Genomic DNA, 21,703 nt, shown 5'->3' with positions numbered 1-21,703 from the left:
AGTATTACTGTTTTTTGTTTCATTCAGAGTTTTTAAAATGCAAAAGCCGAAAAAGTTTCGGCTTTTGCAAATTCAATAAATTACAGGTTTTCTTTAAAAAATGGAACTGCTTTTTCAAGTGCTTGTCTTACAGGTTCTGGCTGATCATAAAGCTCATAATGAGAAGTATTTTTTAATACGACTAGTTCCTTTTTAATAGAAGCAGCACGGCGAATAATTTCATACCCGTCTCTGTATGCGCCAAAACCTCCAGGTTTATCTCCTATAATGACTAAAATGGGTTGTGTTAATAATGTTTCTGCGAGATAAAATGCGTCCCATCCCATCCCAATGCTTAAACGTGAATATACCGCACTGGTAGCCCCTCCAGGGAATTGGCCTCTTGCTGTTTTATAATAATCTGTGGCTTCCAGAACATCAATGTCTGTGATACCTGCCTGTTTTCCGGCTTCCACAGATTCTGGGAGCATGTTAATGGTAAGCAGATTTTCCCCTTTTGCTTCGGCAGAGCGCTGGAAGGCTGTATTGTTCAATACTTCCATTGGGCTTCCGCCAGCAAAACCATCACGAAGCAGACGACCAAAATTAACTCCAGTAATAGAGACTACAGCTTTTATGCGACGTTCCGTCATTGCAATATTTAGAGAATAGGCTCCGCCACCACAAACTCCTAAAATTCCAATTTTTTCCGTGTTGATGTAAGGAAGTGTCTCTAGATAATCGATCGCATAACGCACATCGTCAGTACGTTGGTATGGATTTTCCATATAGCGGGGAGTGCCACCGCTTTCGCCTTGAAAAGAAGCATCGAATACTAATGCAACAAATCCAGCTTCTGCCAGAGCTTTTCCGTAGATATTTCCGCTTGTCTGTTCTTTACAGCTCCCGATAGGGTGCATGGTAATTATTACAGGATATTTTTGGTCTTCATTGAAGTCTTTGGGAAAATGAAGTATGCCCGCATTTTCCCATGCTAAATTTTTAAATGTTATTGCTTTTGTGCCCATGATAATTGTTTTTAAATAATTTCAAGAATTAAAAGGGTGTTCTCCGTTTAAAAAAATCACCCTTTTCCAATATGCGATTCTATCCAATTAAATGAGGTTCTTTTTGAAGAATGCCGAAAGTTCAAGAGCAGCTTCGTTTACATAACTCTGTTTATCATAAAGATCCATATGATCTGCACCTTTCACAATATGTTTGGTTTTATCTGCAGATGCTGCGCGATGAAGCAAGTCATCGCTCATCCATGCACTCCCAGCGTTGCTTCCAACTACAGCAAGCAGAGGCTGTGTGAAAAAAGCTTCGGCTTTGTTGTAAGCATCATAAGAAATGATTTGGGAAAGACTTCTTGCAGTGGCAAAACCTGGAGCGGTAGGATATTGGCATCGCGGAGTGTGGTAGTATTCCCAAGCGCCTCTTAATTCAGCATTTGGAGCATCTTCTTCTTTCATTGGAGCCAAAGGCATTGTGGCAATGGCAGCACCGCTTGCATCATTTGTTCTGGCATTTGAACCCGCAATAAGATAAGGAAGGGCATCAGCATCTTTTACATTGTTTTCCCAGCCATTGCGAAACATAGATCCGATATTAACCGCGCTTACCATACCAACAGCTTTAATGCGATGGTCATTGATTGCTGCGTTGGCAGTATATCCCGCACCAGCGCAAATACCCATAGCGCCAATATTCTGCTGATCTACATAAGGCAATGTAGTTAAATAGTCAATTATGGCGCTTACATCTTCTGTACGGATGTATGGATTTTCCAATTGGCGTGGTTCCCCAGTACTTTCTCCCTGATAGGAAGCATCGTAGGCAATGGTAAGGAATCCCATTTCTGAAAGTTTTTTAGCATACAAACCTGCGGTCTGTTCTTTTACGCCGCCTCCTGGATGTGAAACTACAATAGCAGTATGCTTTTTGGTTTCATTAAATCCTTCCGGAAAATTAATTACAGCTGACATTGAGATATTTCCATTGTTGCTGTTTTTGAAGTTTACTTTTTTCTGTGACATGATTTCTATTTGTTTAGTTTATATAACTTTTTCATTGATACAAAGTTACATCGGTACACAAGCTCAAAACGTAGACAGAATACTCAAAAACAGATACATTTTACTGATTCTCATTTTCAGGAATAAAAAAAGCAGCCGTTAAGCTGCTTTTGGGTATAAATGATTCCTTTAATTATTGATTACGGAATACTTTAGGTGAAAGTCCCGTTTTCTTGCGAAAAAAGCGGGCAAAATAATTTGGATAGTCAAATCCCAGACTATATGAAATTTCGCTTACAGAAAGGTTTGTATTGCTTAGTTTGTCTTTTGCCAATCGGACAACAAAATCCTGAATGTGTTCACTTGGCGAACTTCCTGTAAAGTGCTTGATCAGGTCACCGAAATAGTTGGGAGATAAGTTTGATTTCTGTGCAAAATAGGCTACTGACGGCAATCCCGCAATGCTTTCTTCTTGATTGAAAAAATCTTCCAAATGATTATTGAAATCCGAAATCACCTTATGATAGATCTTGCTTCTCGTATCAAACTGGCGGTCATAAAAGGCCTGAGTATAAGTGAGTATAAGAGTAATGTAGGAGATGATAATATCTTTGGAATAATACTGCTTTGAAAATTCATCGTATGCTTTTTTATAAAGATCCCACAATAAAGCTTCTTCCTCTTTGGTGAGAAATAACGCTTCATGATGGCTGTCATAATGGGTGAAATTATAATTTTTAGCCATCTTGCTCAAATATTTGCCGCTTACCATTATGGCATATCCTGAAGAAGGGGGGGCAATATCCCATCCTATGGAGTTGTGCGGGCAGTCCACATACATATAAGAATTCGACTGATCTTCCAGCAGTTCCTGCTGAACCAGATTTTTATCAAATGGCGGCTTTATGGCTAAAAGGTAAAAATCGATTGTAACGGCCTCTGATTTTAGGAGAACGTTTTCTTCATTTTGGAAATTTACAATATGAAGATCTTCGTTTTTGATGCTCTTTAAATTCAGATATTTTGTGAATTCAGATATGTCCAATATTTTTTTTTCCATAATAGTCTTGGATTAAGATAATGCAAAATTAGAAAATTGATTATTCATGCGAATGATACAGATCAAGGTAAAATGGATACATTTTACTGATTTAAATTTTCACCTTTTAAGATGAATTTCATCGAGAACAATGTTTCAGTAGAAAAAGCCGTTATTATTCTTTCCAAAAATGGCATTCAGGCAGATGAGAAGGTAGCTGAAATTATTTTGGAATTATTGTATTTAATGTCAAAAAAATATAATAAACCAAAAGAGAAAAAAACTATATCCTTAACGGGATTTCGAACCATTGTTCAGCTTCGATTAAATCTCTGATAGCACCACTTTAAGACTGTTTATTTCAAACAGACTAAGAATTTCTTGTGAAAAAATCGAACCACAAATATTAGGCTGTGAAGACTTGAAAAATCTACATATTAGGGCATAAAAAAAGAGACAACTATTTGCTAGTTGTCTCCTTAAGTGACCTCGACAGGATTCAAACCTGTAACCTTCTGAGCCGTAATCAGATGCGCTATTCAGTTGCGCCACGAGGCCTTTTTGTTATCAATTAGCTATTTTTTTGTAGCTTTGTTGATTGCTTATTGCGGGTGCAAAGATAGACATAAAAGTGACATATACAAGCAAAAAATAACAGAAAATTTAAAAAAAATGAAGATAGAAAATTATATACGTGATATTCAGGGATTTCCAAAAGAAGGAATTTTGTTTAAAGATATCACACCTTTGCTAATTAACCCTGAAGCCCGAACAAATTGCTTAAGAATTTTGGTGAACTCTTTAAAAAATCAAAAAATAGATAAGGTTGTAGGTGCAGAATCACGTGGTTTTTTCTTCGGAATGCTGCTTGCTCAAGAGTTAAATGCTGGATTTGTCCCGGTAAGAAAACCGAGAAAGCTTCCTTTTGATACGATTTCGGCTTCTTATGAACTTGAATATGGAATAGATAGCTTGGAAATGCATACAGATGCCATCAAAAAAGGAGACCGTGTTTTAATACACGACGATGTATTGGCTACTGGCGGAACCGCAAAAGCAGTCTGTGAATTGGTAGAGAAACTAGGAGGTGAAATCGTACAGTGCAATTTCTTGATGGAATTGACTTTTCTTAACGGAAGAGAAAAAATTAATAAGTACCCCGTTTTTGCAGCTTTAACGTATTAAACAAAAACAATTTTATGCTTAATGGCATAAAGCACCAATCCGATTCGGGTTTTTATTTCAAGTTTATCAAAAAGTGATTCTCTATAGCCGTCAATGGTTTTAGGGCTTAAGCACATTTCTGATGCGATTTCCTTATACGTCATTTCTGTACAGGCATGTTTGATAAAAACAATCTCTTTTTCTTTTAGACAGATTTTTTTGTTTTCGCTGTTGACTTTATTAATCAGCATTCCAGAAACAAGTTCGGTAAAATAAAAGCCCTTTTCGATGACGCATTCAATTGCTTCTTTGAATATCTCAGGCGAAGTATCTTTCAGCAGATAGCCTTTTGCTCCATTTGTAATCATCTTAATGATAATTTCTTCGTCGTCATTGACCGATAAAGCAATTACTTTTAGATTGGGTCTGTTGTCTTTGAGCCATTGCATAGTGCTTAGTCCATCAAGAACAGGCATATTGACATCCAGCAGAACAAGATCAGTTTCATTGGAATTATTTTCTTCAAGAAAGTCTATAAAAACTTTTCCGTTTTCAAAACGTTCTGTAACCTCATAATCTCCAAAACTTTTAATCAGCAGTTCAAGAGATTGGGAAAAAAGCAAATGATCGTCTACAATTATTAGTTTTCTTTTAGAGTTAGTCTTCATGGTCTTGGGTTAAAGGATATTCGATGGTTACACTGGTTCCTGTGTTGTCTGAATTTAGAATTAATTCGGCGCCAATAAGTTTGGCTCTTAATTTCATATTGTTTAATCCAATTCCTGAATTTGACTTTTCGAGGTCATATCCAATTCCGAAATCTTTTAGTTTCAATGTAAAAAGAGAATCAGTGGTTTCAATATGTACGTCAAATAGATCGCTTCTAGAATGTTTTAAACTGTTGTGGAGCGCTTCTTGGAAAATTCTGTAAATAATAAGTTCGTGTTCTTTATTTATTACAGGAACTGGTCCGATTTGGTTGAAATTGAATTTAATTTTTTTTAGTTTTTTAATTCTTTCTAAATCCTGCTGGATAGCTTCGAGAAAGTTATTTTGAAGCAGATTGTCTTTGTTTATAATTCTCGAAAGAATTCTCAATTCGTCTAAAGATTTTGCCAGAACAACTTTCAGGTCTTTAAGTTCGCTTATTTCAACATTTTTGTTGCTTATACAGATGTTAAGCTGCATTATAGCAACCGAAATAATCTGTCCAATATTATCATGCAATTCTTTACTGATTTCGCATAAAGTCTGATCCTTTATTTCAATCCTTGTTTTAACCAATTCGGATTGGAAATACAAATCAGCTTCCATTTTTTCTACTAAAAATTTATTTTTCTTCTTTAAAAAATAGAAGAAAATAACAAGTAAAATAACGATCAGGGTAAAGAAAACAATACCCAGGGAAATAACTAATAGTTGTATTTCTTTTCGCTCCATATAAATCCGATTATAAAACAGCTATGCGCCAGAAAATTTAAAATAAAGACGACTAAACTAAAAATGGAATCATCTTGTTTTATTAAAAACCAATTGATAGCCAGCATAAAAGGTGTAAAAGGAACATGAAAAACGAGTATGCCGAGTATATACCAGAAAAATACAGATTTCTTAAAATTCAGTATTTTTTCCGAATTAAAAATTTCAACCAAATACAGGCACGATAATATTAAAACTAATAATACACCAATTGCAAAACTATAGGTAAAAGAACGGTTAATATCTTCTTTGAAATATAGAAGATTTAGGAAAAAGGAAACGATAAACAGAATTAAAAAAAGGACAGCCGAAATTTTGTGATCTTTTTTAGTAAGTAAGGCTCTTAGAAGTAAAATATAGGCAGAGAGGCTGGCAAACATGTAGAAATTATAAACATGAAAATTGAGCAAACCCGTCCATTGGGTAAAATAATAGCCTATAATTTCAATTACTACAGAAAACCAGATTAAAAGTACTAAAAATTTAGCTTTATTGCTAGGAAGTTTTGGCAGTGCAAACAAACCAATAATTCCTGACAATAAAGCCATATAAATGATATAAGATCTTAAAAATTCGAACATATTTTTTTAATAAATTAAGCTTGGCGGTCTTCCGATGTTTCCGTAATTCATTGGTTCAATGTCTTGTAGGTCTGAAGAGGCTTCTTGCATTAAAGCAAAGCTTTGGACTTGATTGTTATTTTCTGCTTTTTTGCCCGTAGGGACCAGAAATAAAGTCGTCAATCCTGCTTTTTCTCCGTGTTTTTCATCATCTGGATATACTCCAAAATAAAAACGTATTCCATCAACATTGTAGCCATTTTTTGCACCATTAGTTTTTATATAATGAATATAGTTTTCCAATTCTTCTAAAGAATACCAGATAGCATTGGCATCTTCTTTTTTTTCTTTACCAGCAACAAGAGAAGCTCTTTTGTTGTTGTAATTTACGTTTAATTGTCTAGCAAATTCTTTTGTAATTAATTGGCTAGGCTTTGCAGGTGGATTTTTCATAGTTTTTTATTATTAATTGGTTTAAATGTTTAGTTAACAGATTTTTGAGTTTGTTTACAGGGCAAAATTATCTGAAACGGAAAATTCGGACAAGGGGAAATATACCCTTTTTTGTTTAGGTAAAATTATTTAAAAAATTGAGTTAAAGTGCTGTTGTTTAATAATTTATAAAAGTATAATTTTACGTAGCCAGTTTTGAGATTGTATTACAGCAGATATACGTTTTAAGTTTACTAAGATTGTTTTGCAATCAATATCTGAATTCTCGACCCTTATATTGTTCATTTTTATTGTCAAAATACCCCGAACAATAATACTATTATTTCATACGAAGTCTATTATTTGACAAAACGATGTATTTAATTCTTCAAGCATCAATTATCACCAAAAACAAACCTAATGAGAACTATTAAAGCAGGAACAAAATCTCCCGAAGTTTATTACTTAAATGAAATTTTGGCTAAATTAAAATACAATGTAATTGTTTCTGATTATTTCGGAAAAGAGACAGATAAAGCAATCAAAGATTTTCAGTTGAAAAATAATCTTGTGGTTGATGGAGTAGTGGGGCTTAAAACTTGGTCTACACTTTTAGAAAAAAGCAAAAATGGCGTGTCGACAAATAACAAATTATTATCTGAACAGGATTTAATCGACTTTTCTAACCATTTCAAATTAGAACTTGCGGTTGTAAAAGCGGTAAACGAAGTCGAAAGCAACGGAAAAGGCTTTTTGATTGATGGACGTCCGAAGATTTTGTTTGAAGGACATATTTTTTGGAATGAATTGAAGAAAAGAAATATCGATCCGAAGACTTTTGTAAATGCAAATACACAGGATATTTTGTTTGAAAATTATACGAAGAAATATTACGTTGGCGGAACAGCTGAATATGCACGCTTAGAAAAGGCAAAAAAGCTCGGCTCAGACAAAAAAATAGCCGATGCGGCAAATTGTTCAGCTTCGTGGGGACTTTTTCAAATTATGGGCTTTAATGCAGTTTCTATCGGATATAGCAGTATTGATGAATTTGTAGATAAAATGAATCAGAACGAAGGTGAACACCTCAAAGCTTTCGGATTATTTCTAGAAAAAAATAATCTAATTGGACTACTGCGAAATAAAAACTGGACATCGTTTGCTTTAAAATACAACGGACCAGCTTATAAAACCAATAAATACGATGAAAAGTTGATGAGAGCGTATCAGAAATATGCTTGAGAATTAAAAATTGAGAATTAAAAATTAAAAATTTAGCCTTTGCGAAACTTTGCGTAAATCTTAGCGCTCTTTGCGGTAAAACTATACTCAAAGTATATCAACTTGAAAACCTGAAACCTGAAACTTGAAACCTGAAACTTGAAACAAAAAACAAAACCCGACTAGTTCTTTTAAAAACAAGTCGGGTTTGTATATTAATATAACGAGATTTTATCTTAAACTCGCTCCAAGCTCAGTTTCAAATGTCTGCTGCAATTTAGACATGATTTTGTCGATTTGAGCGTCAGTTAATGTTTTCGTATTGTCTTGAATAGTGAAACTCAAAGCATACGATTTTTTTCCTTCTGGCAATTTGTCTCCTTGGTAAACGTCAAATAAATTAACGTCTTTTAAAAGCGTTTTTTCTGTTTGTTTAGCCAAATTGAAGATGCTTTCGTAAGTTGTGCTTTGGTCAATTAATAAAGCCAAATCTCTACGAACTTCTGGATATTTAGGAATTTCAGTATATTTAATTTTTCCTGTAATGATTTTTAAAACCAAATCCCAGTTAAAATCAGCGTAATAAACATCTTGTTTAATACCGAAATGCTTCAAAATAGGCTTTTTAATAACACCCATTTCAACCAAAATATCATTATTGTAAGTAATCGCAGTTCCTTCAGAATAAATATCAGATTGAACAGGCGCGTTTGAAATTTTTTCAATTCCTAAACGAGATAAAATTGCTTTTACATATCCTTTCAACAAGAAGAAATCTGTTGTTTTCTGCGGATTAGTCCAGCTTTCTTTGTTTCTATTTCCAGAAATCAATAAAGAAAGATGTTTGTGCTCTTCGTATCCGTTTAAATACTTATGATAGGTTTTTCCGAATTCAAATAATTTCAAATCCGAATTTTTTCTGTTAATGTTATATGAAACCGCTTCTAAACCAGAAAACAATAAAGACTGGCGAAGTGTTGCTAAATCACTACTCAACGGGTTCAGCATTGAAACATTATGTTCCTCTTTTAATGAAGCAGATAATTTCGCGTAAGCTGCCGTTGTCAATGAATTGGCCATCATTTCGTGGAATCCTTGAGAATTCAACTGAGAAGCAATTACATTCTGTACTTTATAATCTTCTGTTCTTGGCGAATTTGCTACAGTAGCATTAAATTTCTTAGAGAAATTAATGTTGTTATAACCGTAAACTCTCAAGATCTCTTCGATTACGTCAATTTCACGCTGAACGTCTACACGATATGCAGGAATCGTTAAGCCTAAACCTGTATCAGAAACGCTATTTACTTTAATGTCTAAAGAAACCAAGATCTTTTTGATGGTATCTTTCGGAATTTCTTGTCCAATGATTTTAGAAACATGGCTGAAATTCAATAAAACAGAGTAATCTTCAACTTTTTTAGGATACACTTCCACAACATCAGAAGTGATTTTTCCGCCAGCTACTTCTTGAATTAAAAGTGCTGCACGTTTTAAAGCATATTCTGTTATTGTTGGGTCAATTCCTCTTTCAAATCTGAAAGAAGCATCTGTACTCAATTGATGTCTTTTTGCTGTTTTACGAATGCTTACTGGATCAAAATAAGCACTTTCCAAGAAAATAGAGGTTGTTCCTTCAGTAACTCCAGATTTTTTACCTCCAAAAACACCAGCAATACAAAGCGGACCTTTTTCGTCACAAATCATTAAATCTTCTTTATGAAGTGTTCTTTCAACATCGTCAAGAGTTACAAATTTAGTTCCCTCTTCAACTGTTTTTACAATCACTTTTCCGTTGATTTTTGCAGCGTCAAAAGCGTGTAAAGGCTGTCCTAATTCATGTAAAACATAATTAGTAACGTCTACAATATTATTTTTTGGAGTTAATCCAATAGCTTTCAAACGGTCTTGTAGCCAGCTTGGAGATTCGTGAACCGAAATTCCAGAAATAGTAACACCGCAATATCTTGGAGCCAAATGATTATCTTCAACATTTACGTCAATTTTTAGCGTACGCATGTCTACTCTAAAATTGCTTACAGAAGGCGTAATCAATTCTACGTTTACTCCGCGTTGCAGCATTCCTGCTCTCAAATCACGTGCAGTTCCAAAATGGCTCATGGCATCGGCACGGTTTGGTGTCAATCCGATTTCGAAAACTTCATCATTTGCAATTTGGAAAACTTCAGATGCAGGAGTTCCAGGAACTAAATCTTCTGCCAAAACCATAATTCCGTCATGGCTAGTTCCCAAACCTAATTCATCTTCAGCACAGATCATTCCGTGACTTTCCTGTCCGCGGATTTTTCCCTTTTTAATGGTAAACTCTGCACCATCTTTATCGTATAAAACAGTTCCAATTGTTGCAACTGGTACTTTTTGTCCTGCAGCCACATTTGCAGCACCACATACAATTTGTACAGGAGCTTCTAAGCCAATGTTAACTGTAGTAACTTTCAATCTATCAGCATCAGGATGTTTTTCGCATGTTAGAACATGTCCAACAACAACGCCTGACAAACCTCCTTTTATTGATTCGTATTTTTCGACAACTTCAACCTCTAAACCTAAATCTGTTAGTAATTCAGAAGTCTGCTCAGATGTCCAATCTGTTTTAATAAATTGTTTTAACCAGTTGTAAGATATTTTCATTGTAGTTCTTTAATTCTTTGTATGAGGTTACAAATATAAGGATTGCGCGTTGGAGTAGGAAAAAATTGAGTAGTTTTTTCTTTTTGTTTTTAATTGACCGAAAAATGCTGCCTACTAATTATTTAGCAATTTAAGGATTAATATTTTGCCAAATGATTATTATAAAAGACTAAAAAAACTGAATGTGTAATTTTTGTGCTACAAGATGAATGAAAAGTGCTATTCTGTTTCTTTTTATGAAACTAAATTTGGAGTAAATCAAAAAAAGAATATTATGAGTACCGCAGTAAAAAGACCTGAATTTAAGGCAAAATACGATAACTATATTGGTGGAAAATTTGTAGCGCCAATTACAGGAGAATACTTTGATGTAGTTTCTCCTATTGATGGAAAAGTATTTACAAAAGCAGCGCATTCTGGAAAAGAAGATCTTGAATTGGCTGTTGATACTGCTTATGAAGCATTTAAAACGTGGGGAAAAACTTCTGTAACCGAAAGGAGTATTTTATTAAATAAGATTGCACAGAAAATTGAAGACAATTTAGAATATATTGCCGCAGTAGAAACAGTAGACAACGGAAAACCAATCCGTGAAACCCTTGCGGCTGATATTCCATTGGCAATTGACCACTTTAGATATTTTGCAGGTGTAATTCGTGCAGAAGAAAGCGCGATTTCAGAATTGGATTCACAGACGGTTTCTATTGCTTTGAGCGAACCTCTTGGAGTTGTAGCTCAGATTATTCCGTGGAATTTCCCGATTTTAATGGCAGTTTGGAAAATTGCTCCAGCTCTTGCAGCAGGAAACACAATCGTCTTAAAACCAGCTGAAAGCACACCAGTTTCTATTATAGTTTTAATGGAATTAATTGGAGATATTCTTCCTCCTGGAGTTCTAAATATTGTAAACGGATTTGGAGCCGAATTGGGACGTCCGTTAGTAACTAATAAAAAAGTATCAAAAGCTGCATTTACAGGTTCTACCACTACAGGACGTTTGGTAATGCAATATGCAACAGAAAATATTATTCCAGTAACCTTAGAGTTAGGCGGAAAATCACCAAATATTTTCTTCCCTTCTGTAGCAGATCACGATGATGATTTCTTTGATAAAGCGGTAGAAGGTGCAGTTTTATTTGCTTTAAATCAAGGTGAAATCTGTACTTGTCCTTCTCGATTACTAATTCACGAAGATATTTACGACAAGTTCATTAAAAAAGTAATCGAAAGAACTGAAGCCATTATTGCTGGAAATCCGTTGGATAAATCGACTATGATTGGTGCTCAGACTTCGATTGTTCAGAAAGAGAAAATCATGTCTTATATCAAATTAGGAAAAGAAGAAGGTGCAGAATTATTGACAGGAGGTGATGAAAATAAATTGGGTGGGGATTTAGAAGGCGGTTATTACATTAAACCAACATTGTTTAAAGGGCATAACAAAATGAGAATTTTTCAAGAAGAGATTTTCGGGCCTGTTTTGGCGGTTACCACTTTTAAAACTACCGAAGAAGCCATCGAAATTGCCAATGATACCATGTACGGTTTAGGCGCGGGAGTTTGGACACGTGATGCACATGAAATTTATCAGGTTCCGAGAGCAATTCAGTCAGGTCGTATTTGGATTAATCAATATCATTCTTATCCTGCTGGCGCTCCGTTTGGAGGTTACAAACAATCTGGAATTGGTCGTGAAAACCATAAAATGATGTTGAGCCAGTATCGCCAAACCAAAAACATGCTGATTTCTTATGATAAAAAGAAATTAGGATTCTTTTAAATTCAAATATCAAAATCCTGGAGTACTAAAAGAAGTTGTGGAATGTATGGGGCGTTAGATTTAAAAATCTGATGACATGAAATAAACTTCCTCCAGGCAATTTTGATTTTTAATATTTGTTCAAGACAGGAATTATTCTTTGATTGAAAGAAATGTAAAAAAGTTGGTTATGTTAAGCGGTAAATTTCTTTATAGAGTTTGCTGCTTTTAAATTTTAGTAGATAAACGATGATTAAACGAATTGATGCCACAGAAAAAGCAGTTGAACTGATTAAAGTTCTAAAAGAAAAACACGGCGACTTGATGTTTTATCAGGCAGGCGGATGTTGTGAAGGCACGCAGCCACAGTGTTTTGAAAAAGGCAGTTATTATCAGCGAACAGGAGATGTTTGCATTGGAACCATTGAAGATACGGAATTTTGGGTGGACAAAGATTTATTCGAATATTGGAAACACGCTCATTTTACGTTAACTGTAATTGACGCATTTGGAGTAGGAGGTTTTTCTTTAGAAACTCCATTAAAGAAAACTTTTAAAATCGAATACAGAATTTTTACTCCCGAAGAAGAGCTAAATTTAGAACCAGTAACTTTTTTTTAGGTTCAAAGAGGCAAAGTTACAAAGGGGCAAAGGTTTTAAAAACTTTGAACCTATGTGCCTCTGAACCTTTGTGCCTAATTTATAAAAAGTAACTGATACTGTTTCGGTGTAATTCCTTCGTATTTCTTAAATAATCTAATGAAATAATTGGCATCTTCAAAGCCAGCCAAATAACAGACTTCGTTAATTTGTAGTGTTGGATTCTTCAAAAGATTCTTGGCACATTTTATTTTCTCATTCAAAATATACTCAATCGGACTCATTCCGAGTTCGCGTTTAAAGAAACGATAGAATGAAGTTGTGCTCATACACGCTTTTTCGCTAAGCGATTTTAAACTTATATTTTCTTTCAGATTTTGTTTGATGTATTCTGTAACTTCATTTATAGGATTATTTACATCTAGAAATTTCCCTTCGTCAATAGATTTTACCGTTTGAGTCTGGATAATTCTAATCAATAATTCTTTTAAAGTCAAATCTGCAAAAATGTCTTTGGCTACAGAAGTGCTCATACATTCTTTTATGAGTTTATTGATTGTTGTGGCCATTTCGATATTATTGTAAAAGAAGTAGTTTTGATAATTTAACTGCCAGTACATATTAGTTCCTTCTTTCGGATATTGTTCATTTAAGAAGTTTAATATTTCAATAATTTTATCCTGATCAATGGCCAAAGCCAAACATTGTGTAGGGTTGTTTTTTGAAGCTTCGGGGAAATCAATTTTCATTTCTACATTAGAAGGAACAATTACAGTTTCGCCTGGAAGATATACAAATTCAGGATCATCAAAAAGGTGCATGATTTTTTTACCGCGTAGCATGCTGGTCACCACCAAATCATTAAATTTCAATGGAACTTTTTGAGTCGATTCGTAAGTTTCAAATAGATTTAATTCACAATTATTAAGGTTGTAAATAGTTCTATTTTCTACAAGAGTTTTTAATGATTTCTCTTGCGATAATTGAAGCGGATTGACTAAAAATCGTTGATTGTTCATTAAATTTAATTTTTGGTGAAGACTTTAAATTTAATGAAAATAAAAATATAAACGGCAGATTTAACGTTTTATTAAATCAGTTCTTCAACATGTTTTTTAATGTTTTCTGAGATTTTTCTCGTAGGAAGATCATTTTCATCATTTCCAAATGGATCTTCAATTTCTTCTGCAATTAGCTCCAAACTGGCCAATACATAAAATATGAAAACGACTACAGGAGCCACGAGATAGCCTAAACTTACTGAATACCCAAAAGGGAGTGTCATGGTGTAAAAGAAGATGAATTTCTTTATAAAAGCGCTGTAAGAGTAGGGAATAGGCGTGTTTTTGATACGCTCGCATGCGCCACATATATCTGTAAAAGCAACTAATTCATCATTAATAGTGATTAATTGTTCTCCAGTTATTTTTCCTGCATCATACAAATCATTGATTTTATGATACATGATTCTTTTCAGCTGATTTGGTTTGTGTTTGTGATGGTCAATTTCCAAATCAACATCTTCAAAAAGCTGTTTGCTGGTGTCTTCATCTTTTAAATGCTGATGCAGAATATCAGCGTACATAGGAATATATTTTCTAAAAAACTTTCGATCATTTTCATCTTTTAAAATGGCAGAAAGTTTTATGGCAAGATTACGACTATTATTTACCAGTCCGCCCCAAAGTTTGCGGCCTTCCCACCATCTGTCGTAAGCAGTATTGGTTCTAAAAACAAGCAAAAGCGAAATCACAAATCCAAGCATTCCGTGCATAATGGGAATGTTATGGATATAATCGTTTTTGGTTACTTTAAAATACTGAAGCTCGAGATAACATACAATGGCAGCATAGATTCCAATTGCAATCATAATCGTAAACAGTTTTCGAACCGTATCTGATTTATGAAAATGAAAAATAAAGGTGAACCAGTCTTTGGTATTGTATGTAATCATTGAAGTATGTTTTGAAACAAATTTAAATTAAAAAAATATTCTGCTGTGTGTAAAATAGAAAAAAAAAATCTGCCAAATCTGCTAAATCTACGAGCTATTTTTCTCTCGCAGATTTAGCAGATTTGGCAGATAATATTTGATTATTAAAGGGAAAATTAAAAATTAATATTTCCAGCTAATTCTTTTAGAGCTATTTCAGATAATTTCGCTTCATATTGCGCGTTGCTGTAACGTACTTTTGCATTGACGTAATTTAACTGAGCGGTTCTAAAATCGAGAGTTGTAATAGTTCCGATTTTAAATTTGTCTAGTGTAATTTCTAAATTTTGTCTTGCAATAGCTTCATTGTTTTCTTCTAAATGAATTAACTCCAGATTGGTTAAATACGTTTGAAAAGCAGTACTCAACTGCGTATTTAGAACAGTGTTTTGTTGTTCTATAGCAATCTGCGAATTCTCAATCTGTAATTTGGCTACTTTCTCATTTCGATGCTGATTGAAACCATCAAAGATGTTCATAGAAGCATTAAAGCCATAATTAAAACCTCTATTAGAAGTTTCACTGGTAAAACCTAAACTCGATTGGCTTTCAGAAAAATTGTATCCTGAAGTTAATCTTAATGTTGGGTAACGATCGGCTTTTACTTGCTTGAGCTGTAATTCGGCAATACGTTTATTGATAATTTGCGCCTCTAAACCTGGATTCTGTTTTTGGGCTAAATCCATTAAATCGGCTAGAACTAATTTATTATCCACTTTTACTTCATCTGTAACCTTGAAATCAATTTTTGGGTCGCGCGCCAAATGCTGATTCAATAAAATTTTGCCATTAGCGTAGGCTTCTTTTTGTCTCAATAAAGCAACTTGATCTGAGTTTAAATCTACTTGTGCGTTTAAAACTTCCAATTTTGATGCTTTACCAATGCTGAAACGGTTTTTAGCCAAAGTTAATCTTTGATTTGAAATTACAATTGTAGTGTCCAATGCAGCTAATTGCTGTTGCATTTGCACTAGATCGTAATAAGCAGAATTTACTTGAGCAATTTTGACTAAGATAGTTCTTTTAAGTTCTGCATCTCCAAGTTTTTGAAGTTCTTTCAGTTGATCAAGTTTTGCGAACATTTTCATTCCGTCAAAAACAGTCCAACCTAAACTAACACCATAAGTTAAACTATTGTTTTTTGCATTGTCTAACGAAGTCGATGTTCCGTCCTGTCTTACTTGCGTAGAATTTGTAATGCTGTTGTTATCGGTAATATTTGCCGTTGCTGTAGGCAGCATTCCTGCATTTCCTATTGTTACGTTTGTTTCGTTTATTTTGGAATTATTTTTAGCAATTTTAATTTCAAAATTATTTTCCAGAGCTATAGTCATAGCCTGTTCAATAGTAAGAACTTCCTGTGCCTTTGACTGGAAAGTGCAAAGGAAAAGAATAAGTGCTGTACAGTATATTTTTTTGATATTCATATTCGTTTTCTTTAACCAAAAATCGATTTTCGGTTTCTATTTAATGCTGTCTCTTTCGTATTCGTCAATATGGTCAAATTCAGGATAATGTTTTCTCGCTTTAGACCACATAAAATAAATGGCTGGAATTACAAAAAGCGTTAAAGCCAATGAGAAAATAGTTCCACCCACAATTACAACTCCCATACCAATTCTACTCGTAGATGCAGCTCCAAGCGACATCGCAATTGGAAGTGCTCCCAATGCAATGGCTAAACTCGTCATTAAAATTGGACGTAAACGTGCTTCCGAAGCTTCTAAAATAGCTTCTAGTTTAGGTTTGCCTTGTTCTCGTAACTGATTGGCAAATTCTACAATCAAAATACCGTTTTTGGTTACAAGACCAATTAGCATTACCGTACCAATCTGGCTGAAAATATTCCACGTCTGATTGAATAACCATAATGAGAATAAAGCTCCAGCAACCGCCATTGGAACCGTTAAAATGATAATAAACGGATCAATAAAACTTTCAAATTGTGCAGCAAGAATCAAGAAGATTAATAATAAAGCCAATCCGAATGCAAAAGAAGTATTAGAACTACTTTCTACGAAATCTCGCGATTCACCAGCTAAATCTGTCGTGAAACTTTCATCTAAAACTTTTGCTTTAATTCTATCCATTTCCTGAATACCATCGCTGATACTTTTTCCTGGAGCTAAACCAGCAGAAACAGTTGCCGACATATATCGGTTGTTGTGGAATAATTGAGGAGGATTACTTTGCTCGTAAACTTTCACAACATTATCCATCTGAATCAATTCGCCTTTTCTGTTTTTTACAAACATAGAAGTCAAATCCAAAGGTTTAGATCGGTCTTTTTGGTCAAACTGTCCAATTACTTGATATTGTTTTCCATTTCTAATGAAATAACCAAAACGCTGTCCGCTTAAAGAAAGCTGTAAAGTTTGTGCAATATCGATAATTGATATTCCTAAACTTTCTGCTTTTTCACGGTCGATTGTAACATTGATTTCGGGTTTATTGAATTTCAAGTTTACATCTGTCGTAGAAAAAACATCACTTTTATTCACCTCATTCATAAAAAGAGGAATTTTTTCTCTTAATTTATCAAAATTAGGAGCCTGAATAATGTATTGAATTGGCAAACCACCACGTCTGTTTACAGCAATTGTAGGCTGTTGAATTACAGCAGTTTTAGCATCTGGATAGTTTTTTGTCCATTTTGTTAATTTGTCTGCAATTTCTTTTTGAGACACAGTTCTTTCATCTGGTTCTTTTAACGAAAGCCTAATAAATCCGGTATTAGTTGCCGAAGCTCCAAAACCAGGCGCTGTAATAACCAAACTTACTTTTTTTTCAGGAATAGAATCATCAACTAATTTTGAAATTTCTTGCATAAAACGGTCTGTATATTCGTATGAAGATCCTTCTGGAGTAGTCATACGCATGGTTACAGAACTTCTGTCGTCGTAAGGAGCTGTTTCTTTTGGAAGAATGGTAAAGAATAAATAAATCAATCCGAAACAAGCAATAAGAATAGGGAAACTGATCCATTTTTTATCCATGAATTTAGTCAGTGCTTCTGCATAACTACTGTTCATTTTTTCAAAAAACGGTTCAGTTTTAATATAGAATTTCGATTTTTTCTGTTCTCCACCTTTCATTAAATAAGCGTTTAGCATTGGTGTTAAAGTCAGCGAAACGAATGCCGAGATTAATACCGCCGCACCAATTACAACCCCAAATTCCCTAAATAATCGTCCAACGAAACCTTCAAGGAAGATTACTGGTAAAAATACTGCGGCCAATGTTACCGAAATCGAAATTACGGCATAAAAAATCTCATTAGAACCTTTAATAGCAGCTTCAATTGGTGACATCCCTTCTTCTACTTTTTTGAAGATATTTTCGGTTACAACGATACCGTCATCTACCACAAGTCCTGTTGCCAGTACAATTGCCAATAGAGTCAATACGTTGATTGAGAATCCAAATAACCACATAATGAAGAATGTAGCAATTAAGGAAACAGGAATATCAATTAAAGGTCTAAAAGCAATTGCCCAGTCTCTAAAGAATAAATAGATAATAATGATTACCAGTATTACCGAAATCCCTAATGTTTCAGCAACTTCTAATACTGATTTTTTTACGAAAATTGTATTATCAAGCGCAATATTTAGTTTAATATCTTTTGGAAGATCTTTCTTTAAGGCTTCATATTTTTTATAGAACTCTTTTGAAATATCTAGATAGTTTGCACCTGGCATTGGCACAATTGCTAAACCAATCATTGGCAGGCCAGACTGGCTTAATTTGGTTTCAATATTTTCTGGACCTAATTCGGCACCTCCAACATCGCTTAAACGAACAATCTTATCGCCGTCTGTTCGAATAATAATGTTGTTAAACTCTTCTGCTTTAGAAAGATTTCCTATAGTTTTTACTGTAAGTTCGGTATTGTTACCTGTCAATTTTCCTGATGGAAGCTCAACATTCTGTGCATTTAATGCTGCACGCACATCTGAAACTGTACAGCCATAAGCCGTAAGTTTTACAGGATCTATCCATAAACGCATTGCGTAACGTTTCTGTCCCCAGATCTGCACGCCACTCACACCCGGGATAGTCTCTAAACGCTGAGAAATAACATTTTCTGCATAATCACTTAATTCTAAAGAATTACGTGAATCACTCTGAACAGTCATCGAAATAATAGCATCGCTATCAGCATCTGCCTTCGATACCACTGGCGGAGCATCAATATCTTGAGGAAGATTTCTAGTGGCTTGCGAAACTTTGTCACGAACATCGTTTGCGGCTTCTTCCAAATCTTTATCTAGGTTGAACTCTATTGTTATATTACTACTTCCTTGATTGCTTGAAGATGTGATATTTCTAATTCCGTCAATAGCATTTACGGCTTTTTCAAGGGGTTCTGTAATTTGCGATTCGATAATATCGGCATTGGCACCCGTATAATTGGTACGAATAGATACCTGAGCAGGGTCAATAGAAGGGAATTCTCGAACACCTAAAAAAGTATAACCAATAAAACCGAATAATATAATTAATAGATTCAGCACTATGGTTAAAACAGGTCTTCTAATACTTGTAGTTGATAAACTCATGTGTGATTGTAGATTTTAGAGTTTAGATTTTAGATTATGGAATGTGTTTATGATTTTACAACTCATAATTCAAAACTCTTAACTCATAACTTTAAAATTATTTTACTTTAACTTTAATTGGAGCTTCGTCTTTTAAAGACATTACACCGCTTGTAATTAAAGTATCTCCAGGTTTTAATCCTGCTAAAATTAAAATTGAAGAATCTGTTCTTGTTGTTGCGTCAACCATCACTTCTTTTGCTTGACCGTTATTGGCGATATACACTTTTTTACCGTCTTGAATAGGCACAATTGCTTGAGAAGGAACAACTATAGCATCTTTAATAATATTTAAAGGCAATTTGATATCTGCAAAAGTTCCAGGAAAAAGTTTTCCATCAATATTATCAGCAAGTGCACGAATTTGAAGCGTACGTGTTGCTACGGCTACTTCTGGTTCAATGGCATAAATTTTTGCATTGTATGTTTTGTCAGATCCAGAAACTTTAAAATCGATAACAGATCCCGATTTTACTTCTGCGGCATATTTTTCTGGAATTGAAAAAGTAATTTTTAATTTGCTAGTATTTACCAATTTTGCTACTAAAACAGTAGGAGTAATGTAAGTTCCCGGAGAAATGTTACGTAAACCGATTTTTCCTGAAAATGGAGCTCTTACAGATGTTTTAGAAATTTGTGCTCTAATTAATTGGCTTTGAGCTTGAGCAGAAGCTAGATCAGCTTTTGCAACATCAGCTTCTTCCTGACTAATTGCTTCTTTTTGCAATAGCAATTTTGCTCTTCTTGCATTTTCAGCAGCCAAATCTTCTCTTGTTAAAGCCTGTCTTAATTGCGCTTTTAGTTCAATATCATTTACTTTAAGAAGTACTTGTCCTTTAGTGACGTTTGAACCTTCATTAAAAAATATTCCTTCAACAATTCCTGAAACCTCGCTATGAATTTCTACTTGTTCGTTTGCTTCAATAGATCCAGACAATGCTAAATTATTGTCAAAAGTTGCTGTTTTTATTACAAGTCCGTTAACAGTTGTTGGAGATTTTTTATCGTTAAATTTTTTAGAATCTTCGTTTTTACCCTTATTAGAGACGATTCTGTAGGTTATAAAGCCTCCAATTGTAATAATTAAAATGGTGTAAATGAGGTGTTTTACTTTCATAAAATTGAGGTGAATATAGATTTTAGGTTTGTGTTTTTAGTAAGCTTACAAATTTAACTTTTTGGCATGAAATCGAAAGCTGTTAGCGTTTATTTAACATTTGTATGTACAAAGGTTTGCATTTAGACTATAGGCATGCAAAAAGGTTTAATTAAATATTAAATTTTTTCAAGAAAAACTAACAAAATTCCAAATAGAGTCTGCTTTTTCATCTGCTGAAGTGTCCATTGTTTCTGCCATGAAGAAAATTTTAATCTTTTTGTCTGATTTTTTTTGCACTTTATCGATTTTATTTGTATCATTGATATGTTAAACAAAATGAAAAGATTTTGCATAAACGCTAACGGTTGTGTTTGTTTTTTATGTTAAAATCTCTATGTAGAAGTTGTTTTTTTTGGTTTTGGTTATATATAATGAATAATTATATTAACAAGTGTTTATTCTTTATTGTTGAATAATATAAAAAAAATAATTTATGAAGAAAAAATTACTTCTAGCTTTATGGTTTACATTTTTACTACTTTCAATTGGGTATCTGTTTTGGCAGAATGAGTTTAAATACAGTCTTCCAACTCCTATTCCAAAAAATTATCACGCTATTGCAATGGGATCTAAAGTAGAACTTGGTCCATGTTGTGCATTTGATAATAAACCCATTTTTATACATTTTTTTAATCCCGAATGCCCTTGTTCGCGGTTCAATGTGCCACATGTTAGCAGTTTGATAAAAAAGTACGGAGATCAGATCAATTTTAAAATTGTAGTGTTAAACAAACAGAAAAAATTTACAATTGATGAAATCCAGGAAAAGTTTGATGCCAAAATCCCTGTTTATTTTGATGAGTCAATTGCTAAAAATTGTGGTGTTATCTCAACTCCTCAGGCGGTTTTACTAGATCAGTCCCATAATTTGTACTATCGAGGCAATTACAATAAAACAAGATATTGCACAGATACAAAAAGCAATTATGCCCAAATGGCGATTGATTCTCTCCTTAGCAGAAAGGACAATCCTTCTTTTAATGCTTTAGCTCTTAGAGCTTACGGATGCTCATTACCAAAATGTACTAAATAACTATTTTTCCAAAA

General features: G+C 34.0%; 19 protein-coding genes and 1 tRNA gene. 6 read left to right on the top strand and 14 right to left on the bottom strand.

Translation table 11 applies throughout. From position 1 onward, the window contains the following. Positions 1–80 precede the first annotated feature (80 nt). From DMB71_RS20125 to DMB71_RS20115, 3 genes are all read right to left on the bottom strand, one after another. Positions 81–1,007: an alpha/beta hydrolase gene (locus DMB71_RS20125; protein ID WP_111369295.1), complete on the bottom strand. Its 927-nt coding sequence runs from the start codon at positions 1,005–1,007 to the stop codon at positions 81–83. An 87-nt stretch (positions 1,008–1,094) separates the two neighbouring features. Then, the gene (locus DMB71_RS20120; protein ID WP_111369293.1) at positions 1,095–2,018 is read right to left on the bottom strand and encodes an alpha/beta hydrolase; all 924 of its coding nucleotides are present in this window, start codon (positions 2,016–2,018) and stop codon (positions 1,095–1,097) included. 172 nt (positions 2,019–2,190) lie between these two features. Continuing rightward, positions 2,191–3,057 carry a helix-turn-helix domain-containing protein gene (locus DMB71_RS20115; RefSeq protein ID WP_111369291.1) on the bottom strand — a complete coding sequence of 289 codons (867 nt, stop codon included), beginning with the start codon at positions 3,055–3,057 and terminating at the stop codon, positions 2,191–2,193. A gap of 111 nt (positions 3,058–3,168) precedes the next feature. On the opposite strand from DMB71_RS20115, the gene DMB71_RS20110 reads away from it, so the two are divergent. After that, entirely contained in the window at positions 3,169–3,372 is a 204-nt protein-coding gene (locus tag DMB71_RS20110; protein WP_111369289.1) for a PTS sugar transporter subunit IIBC, read from the top strand. A 148-nt stretch (positions 3,373–3,520) separates the two neighbouring features. Here DMB71_RS20110 and DMB71_RS20105 read toward each other — a convergent pair. Next, positions 3,521–3,594: transfer RNA gene (locus DMB71_RS20105), tRNA-Arg, on the bottom strand. 114 nt (positions 3,595–3,708) lie between these two features. On the opposite strand from DMB71_RS20105, the gene DMB71_RS20100 reads away from it, so the two are divergent. Then, positions 3,709–4,221, top strand: coding sequence for an adenine phosphoribosyltransferase (locus DMB71_RS20100; RefSeq protein ID WP_111369745.1), 513 nt, complete (start codon positions 3,709–3,711; stop codon positions 4,219–4,221). Here DMB71_RS20100 and DMB71_RS20095 read toward each other — a convergent pair. The 4 genes from DMB71_RS20095 to DMB71_RS20080 all read right to left on the bottom strand — a co-directional run bounded on the left by DMB71_RS20095 (position 4,218) and on the right by DMB71_RS20080 (position 6,692). Continuing rightward, positions 4,218–4,868, bottom strand: coding sequence for a response regulator transcription factor (locus tag DMB71_RS20095; RefSeq protein WP_111369287.1), 651 nt, complete (start codon positions 4,866–4,868; stop codon positions 4,218–4,220). The genes DMB71_RS20100 and DMB71_RS20095 overlap by 4 nt on opposite strands. Further along, on the bottom strand, positions 4,858–5,514 hold the full coding sequence (locus DMB71_RS20090; RefSeq protein WP_239453002.1) for a sensor histidine kinase: 657 nt from the start codon (positions 5,512–5,514) through the stop codon (positions 4,858–4,860). The genes DMB71_RS20095 and DMB71_RS20090 overlap by 11 nt, the downstream gene beginning before the upstream one ends. A gap of 98 nt (positions 5,515–5,612) precedes the next feature. Next, positions 5,613–6,260 carry a hypothetical protein gene (locus tag DMB71_RS20085; protein ID WP_111369283.1) on the bottom strand — a complete coding sequence of 216 codons (648 nt, stop codon included), beginning with the start codon at positions 6,258–6,260 and terminating at the stop codon, positions 5,613–5,615. Positions 6,261–6,266: 6 nt separating this feature from the next. Beyond that, complete coding sequence (locus DMB71_RS20080) at positions 6,267–6,692, bottom strand: hypothetical protein (RefSeq protein ID WP_111369281.1); 426 nt, start codon at positions 6,690–6,692, stop codon at positions 6,267–6,269. 399 nt (positions 6,693–7,091) lie between these two features. Here DMB71_RS20080 and DMB71_RS20075 point away from each other — a divergent pair, with 399 nt between their 5' ends. Continuing rightward, entirely contained in the window at positions 7,092–7,913 is an 822-nt protein-coding gene (locus DMB71_RS20075) for an N-acetylmuramidase domain-containing protein (protein WP_111369279.1), read from the top strand. 210 nt (positions 7,914–8,123) lie between these two features. Here the strand turns inward: DMB71_RS20075 and pheT are convergent, their stop codons facing one another. Continuing rightward, the gene (gene pheT, locus DMB71_RS20070; RefSeq protein WP_111369277.1) at positions 8,124–10,544 is read right to left on the bottom strand and encodes a phenylalanine--tRNA ligase subunit beta; all 2,421 of its coding nucleotides are present in this window, start codon (positions 10,542–10,544) and stop codon (positions 8,124–8,126) included. 274 nt (positions 10,545–10,818) lie between these two features. On the opposite strand from pheT, the gene DMB71_RS20065 reads away from it, so the two are divergent. Together DMB71_RS20065 and DMB71_RS20060 are read left to right on the top strand one after the other, a co-directional pair. Continuing rightward, entirely contained in the window at positions 10,819–12,324 is a 1,506-nt protein-coding gene (locus DMB71_RS20065; protein ID WP_111369744.1) for an aldehyde dehydrogenase family protein, read from the top strand. A 228-nt stretch (positions 12,325–12,552) separates the two neighbouring features. Beyond that, positions 12,553–12,924 carry a DUF779 domain-containing protein gene (locus tag DMB71_RS20060; protein ID WP_111369275.1) on the top strand — a complete coding sequence of 124 codons (372 nt, stop codon included), beginning with the start codon at positions 12,553–12,555 and terminating at the stop codon, positions 12,922–12,924. 74 nt (positions 12,925–12,998) lie between these two features. Here the strand turns inward: DMB71_RS20060 and DMB71_RS20055 are convergent, their stop codons facing one another. The 5 genes from DMB71_RS20055 to DMB71_RS20035 form a co-directional block, all read right to left on the bottom strand. Continuing rightward, positions 12,999–13,922 carry an AraC family transcriptional regulator gene (locus tag DMB71_RS20055; RefSeq protein ID WP_111369273.1) on the bottom strand — a complete coding sequence of 308 codons (924 nt, stop codon included), beginning with the start codon at positions 13,920–13,922 and terminating at the stop codon, positions 12,999–13,001. Positions 13,923–13,993: 71 nt separating this feature from the next. Next, positions 13,994–14,857 (bottom strand): bestrophin family protein, encoded by an 864-nt coding sequence (locus DMB71_RS20050; RefSeq protein ID WP_111369271.1) that lies wholly within the window; start codon positions 14,855–14,857, stop codon positions 13,994–13,996. 155 nt (positions 14,858–15,012) lie between these two features. Further along, positions 15,013–16,323: a TolC family protein gene (locus DMB71_RS20045; protein ID WP_111369269.1), complete on the bottom strand. Its 1,311-nt coding sequence runs from the start codon at positions 16,321–16,323 to the stop codon at positions 15,013–15,015. 36 nt (positions 16,324–16,359) lie between these two features. Further along, on the bottom strand, positions 16,360–19,458 hold the full coding sequence (locus DMB71_RS20040) for an efflux RND transporter permease subunit (RefSeq protein ID WP_111369267.1): 3,099 nt from the start codon (positions 19,456–19,458) through the stop codon (positions 16,360–16,362). Positions 19,459–19,555: 97 nt separating this feature from the next. Continuing rightward, positions 19,556–20,614 carry an efflux RND transporter periplasmic adaptor subunit gene (locus DMB71_RS20035; RefSeq protein WP_111369265.1) on the bottom strand — a complete coding sequence of 353 codons (1,059 nt, stop codon included), beginning with the start codon at positions 20,612–20,614 and terminating at the stop codon, positions 19,556–19,558. 475 nt (positions 20,615–21,089) lie between these two features. Between DMB71_RS20035 and DMB71_RS20030 the strand changes: the two genes are divergently transcribed. Continuing rightward, entirely contained in the window at positions 21,090–21,689 is a 600-nt protein-coding gene (locus DMB71_RS20030) for a DUF6436 domain-containing protein (RefSeq protein WP_111369263.1), read from the top strand. The last annotated feature ends 14 nt before the right edge of the window (positions 21,690–21,703 follow it).

The sequence above is a fragment of the Flavobacterium tistrianum genome, assembly GCF_003254545.1.
Classification (GTDB): Bacteria; Bacteroidota; Bacteroidia; order Flavobacteriales; family Flavobacteriaceae; genus Flavobacterium; species Flavobacterium tistrianum.
The sequence above is the reverse complement of the archived record's forward strand: the minus strand, read 5'-3'. Positions and strand labels throughout refer to the sequence as shown.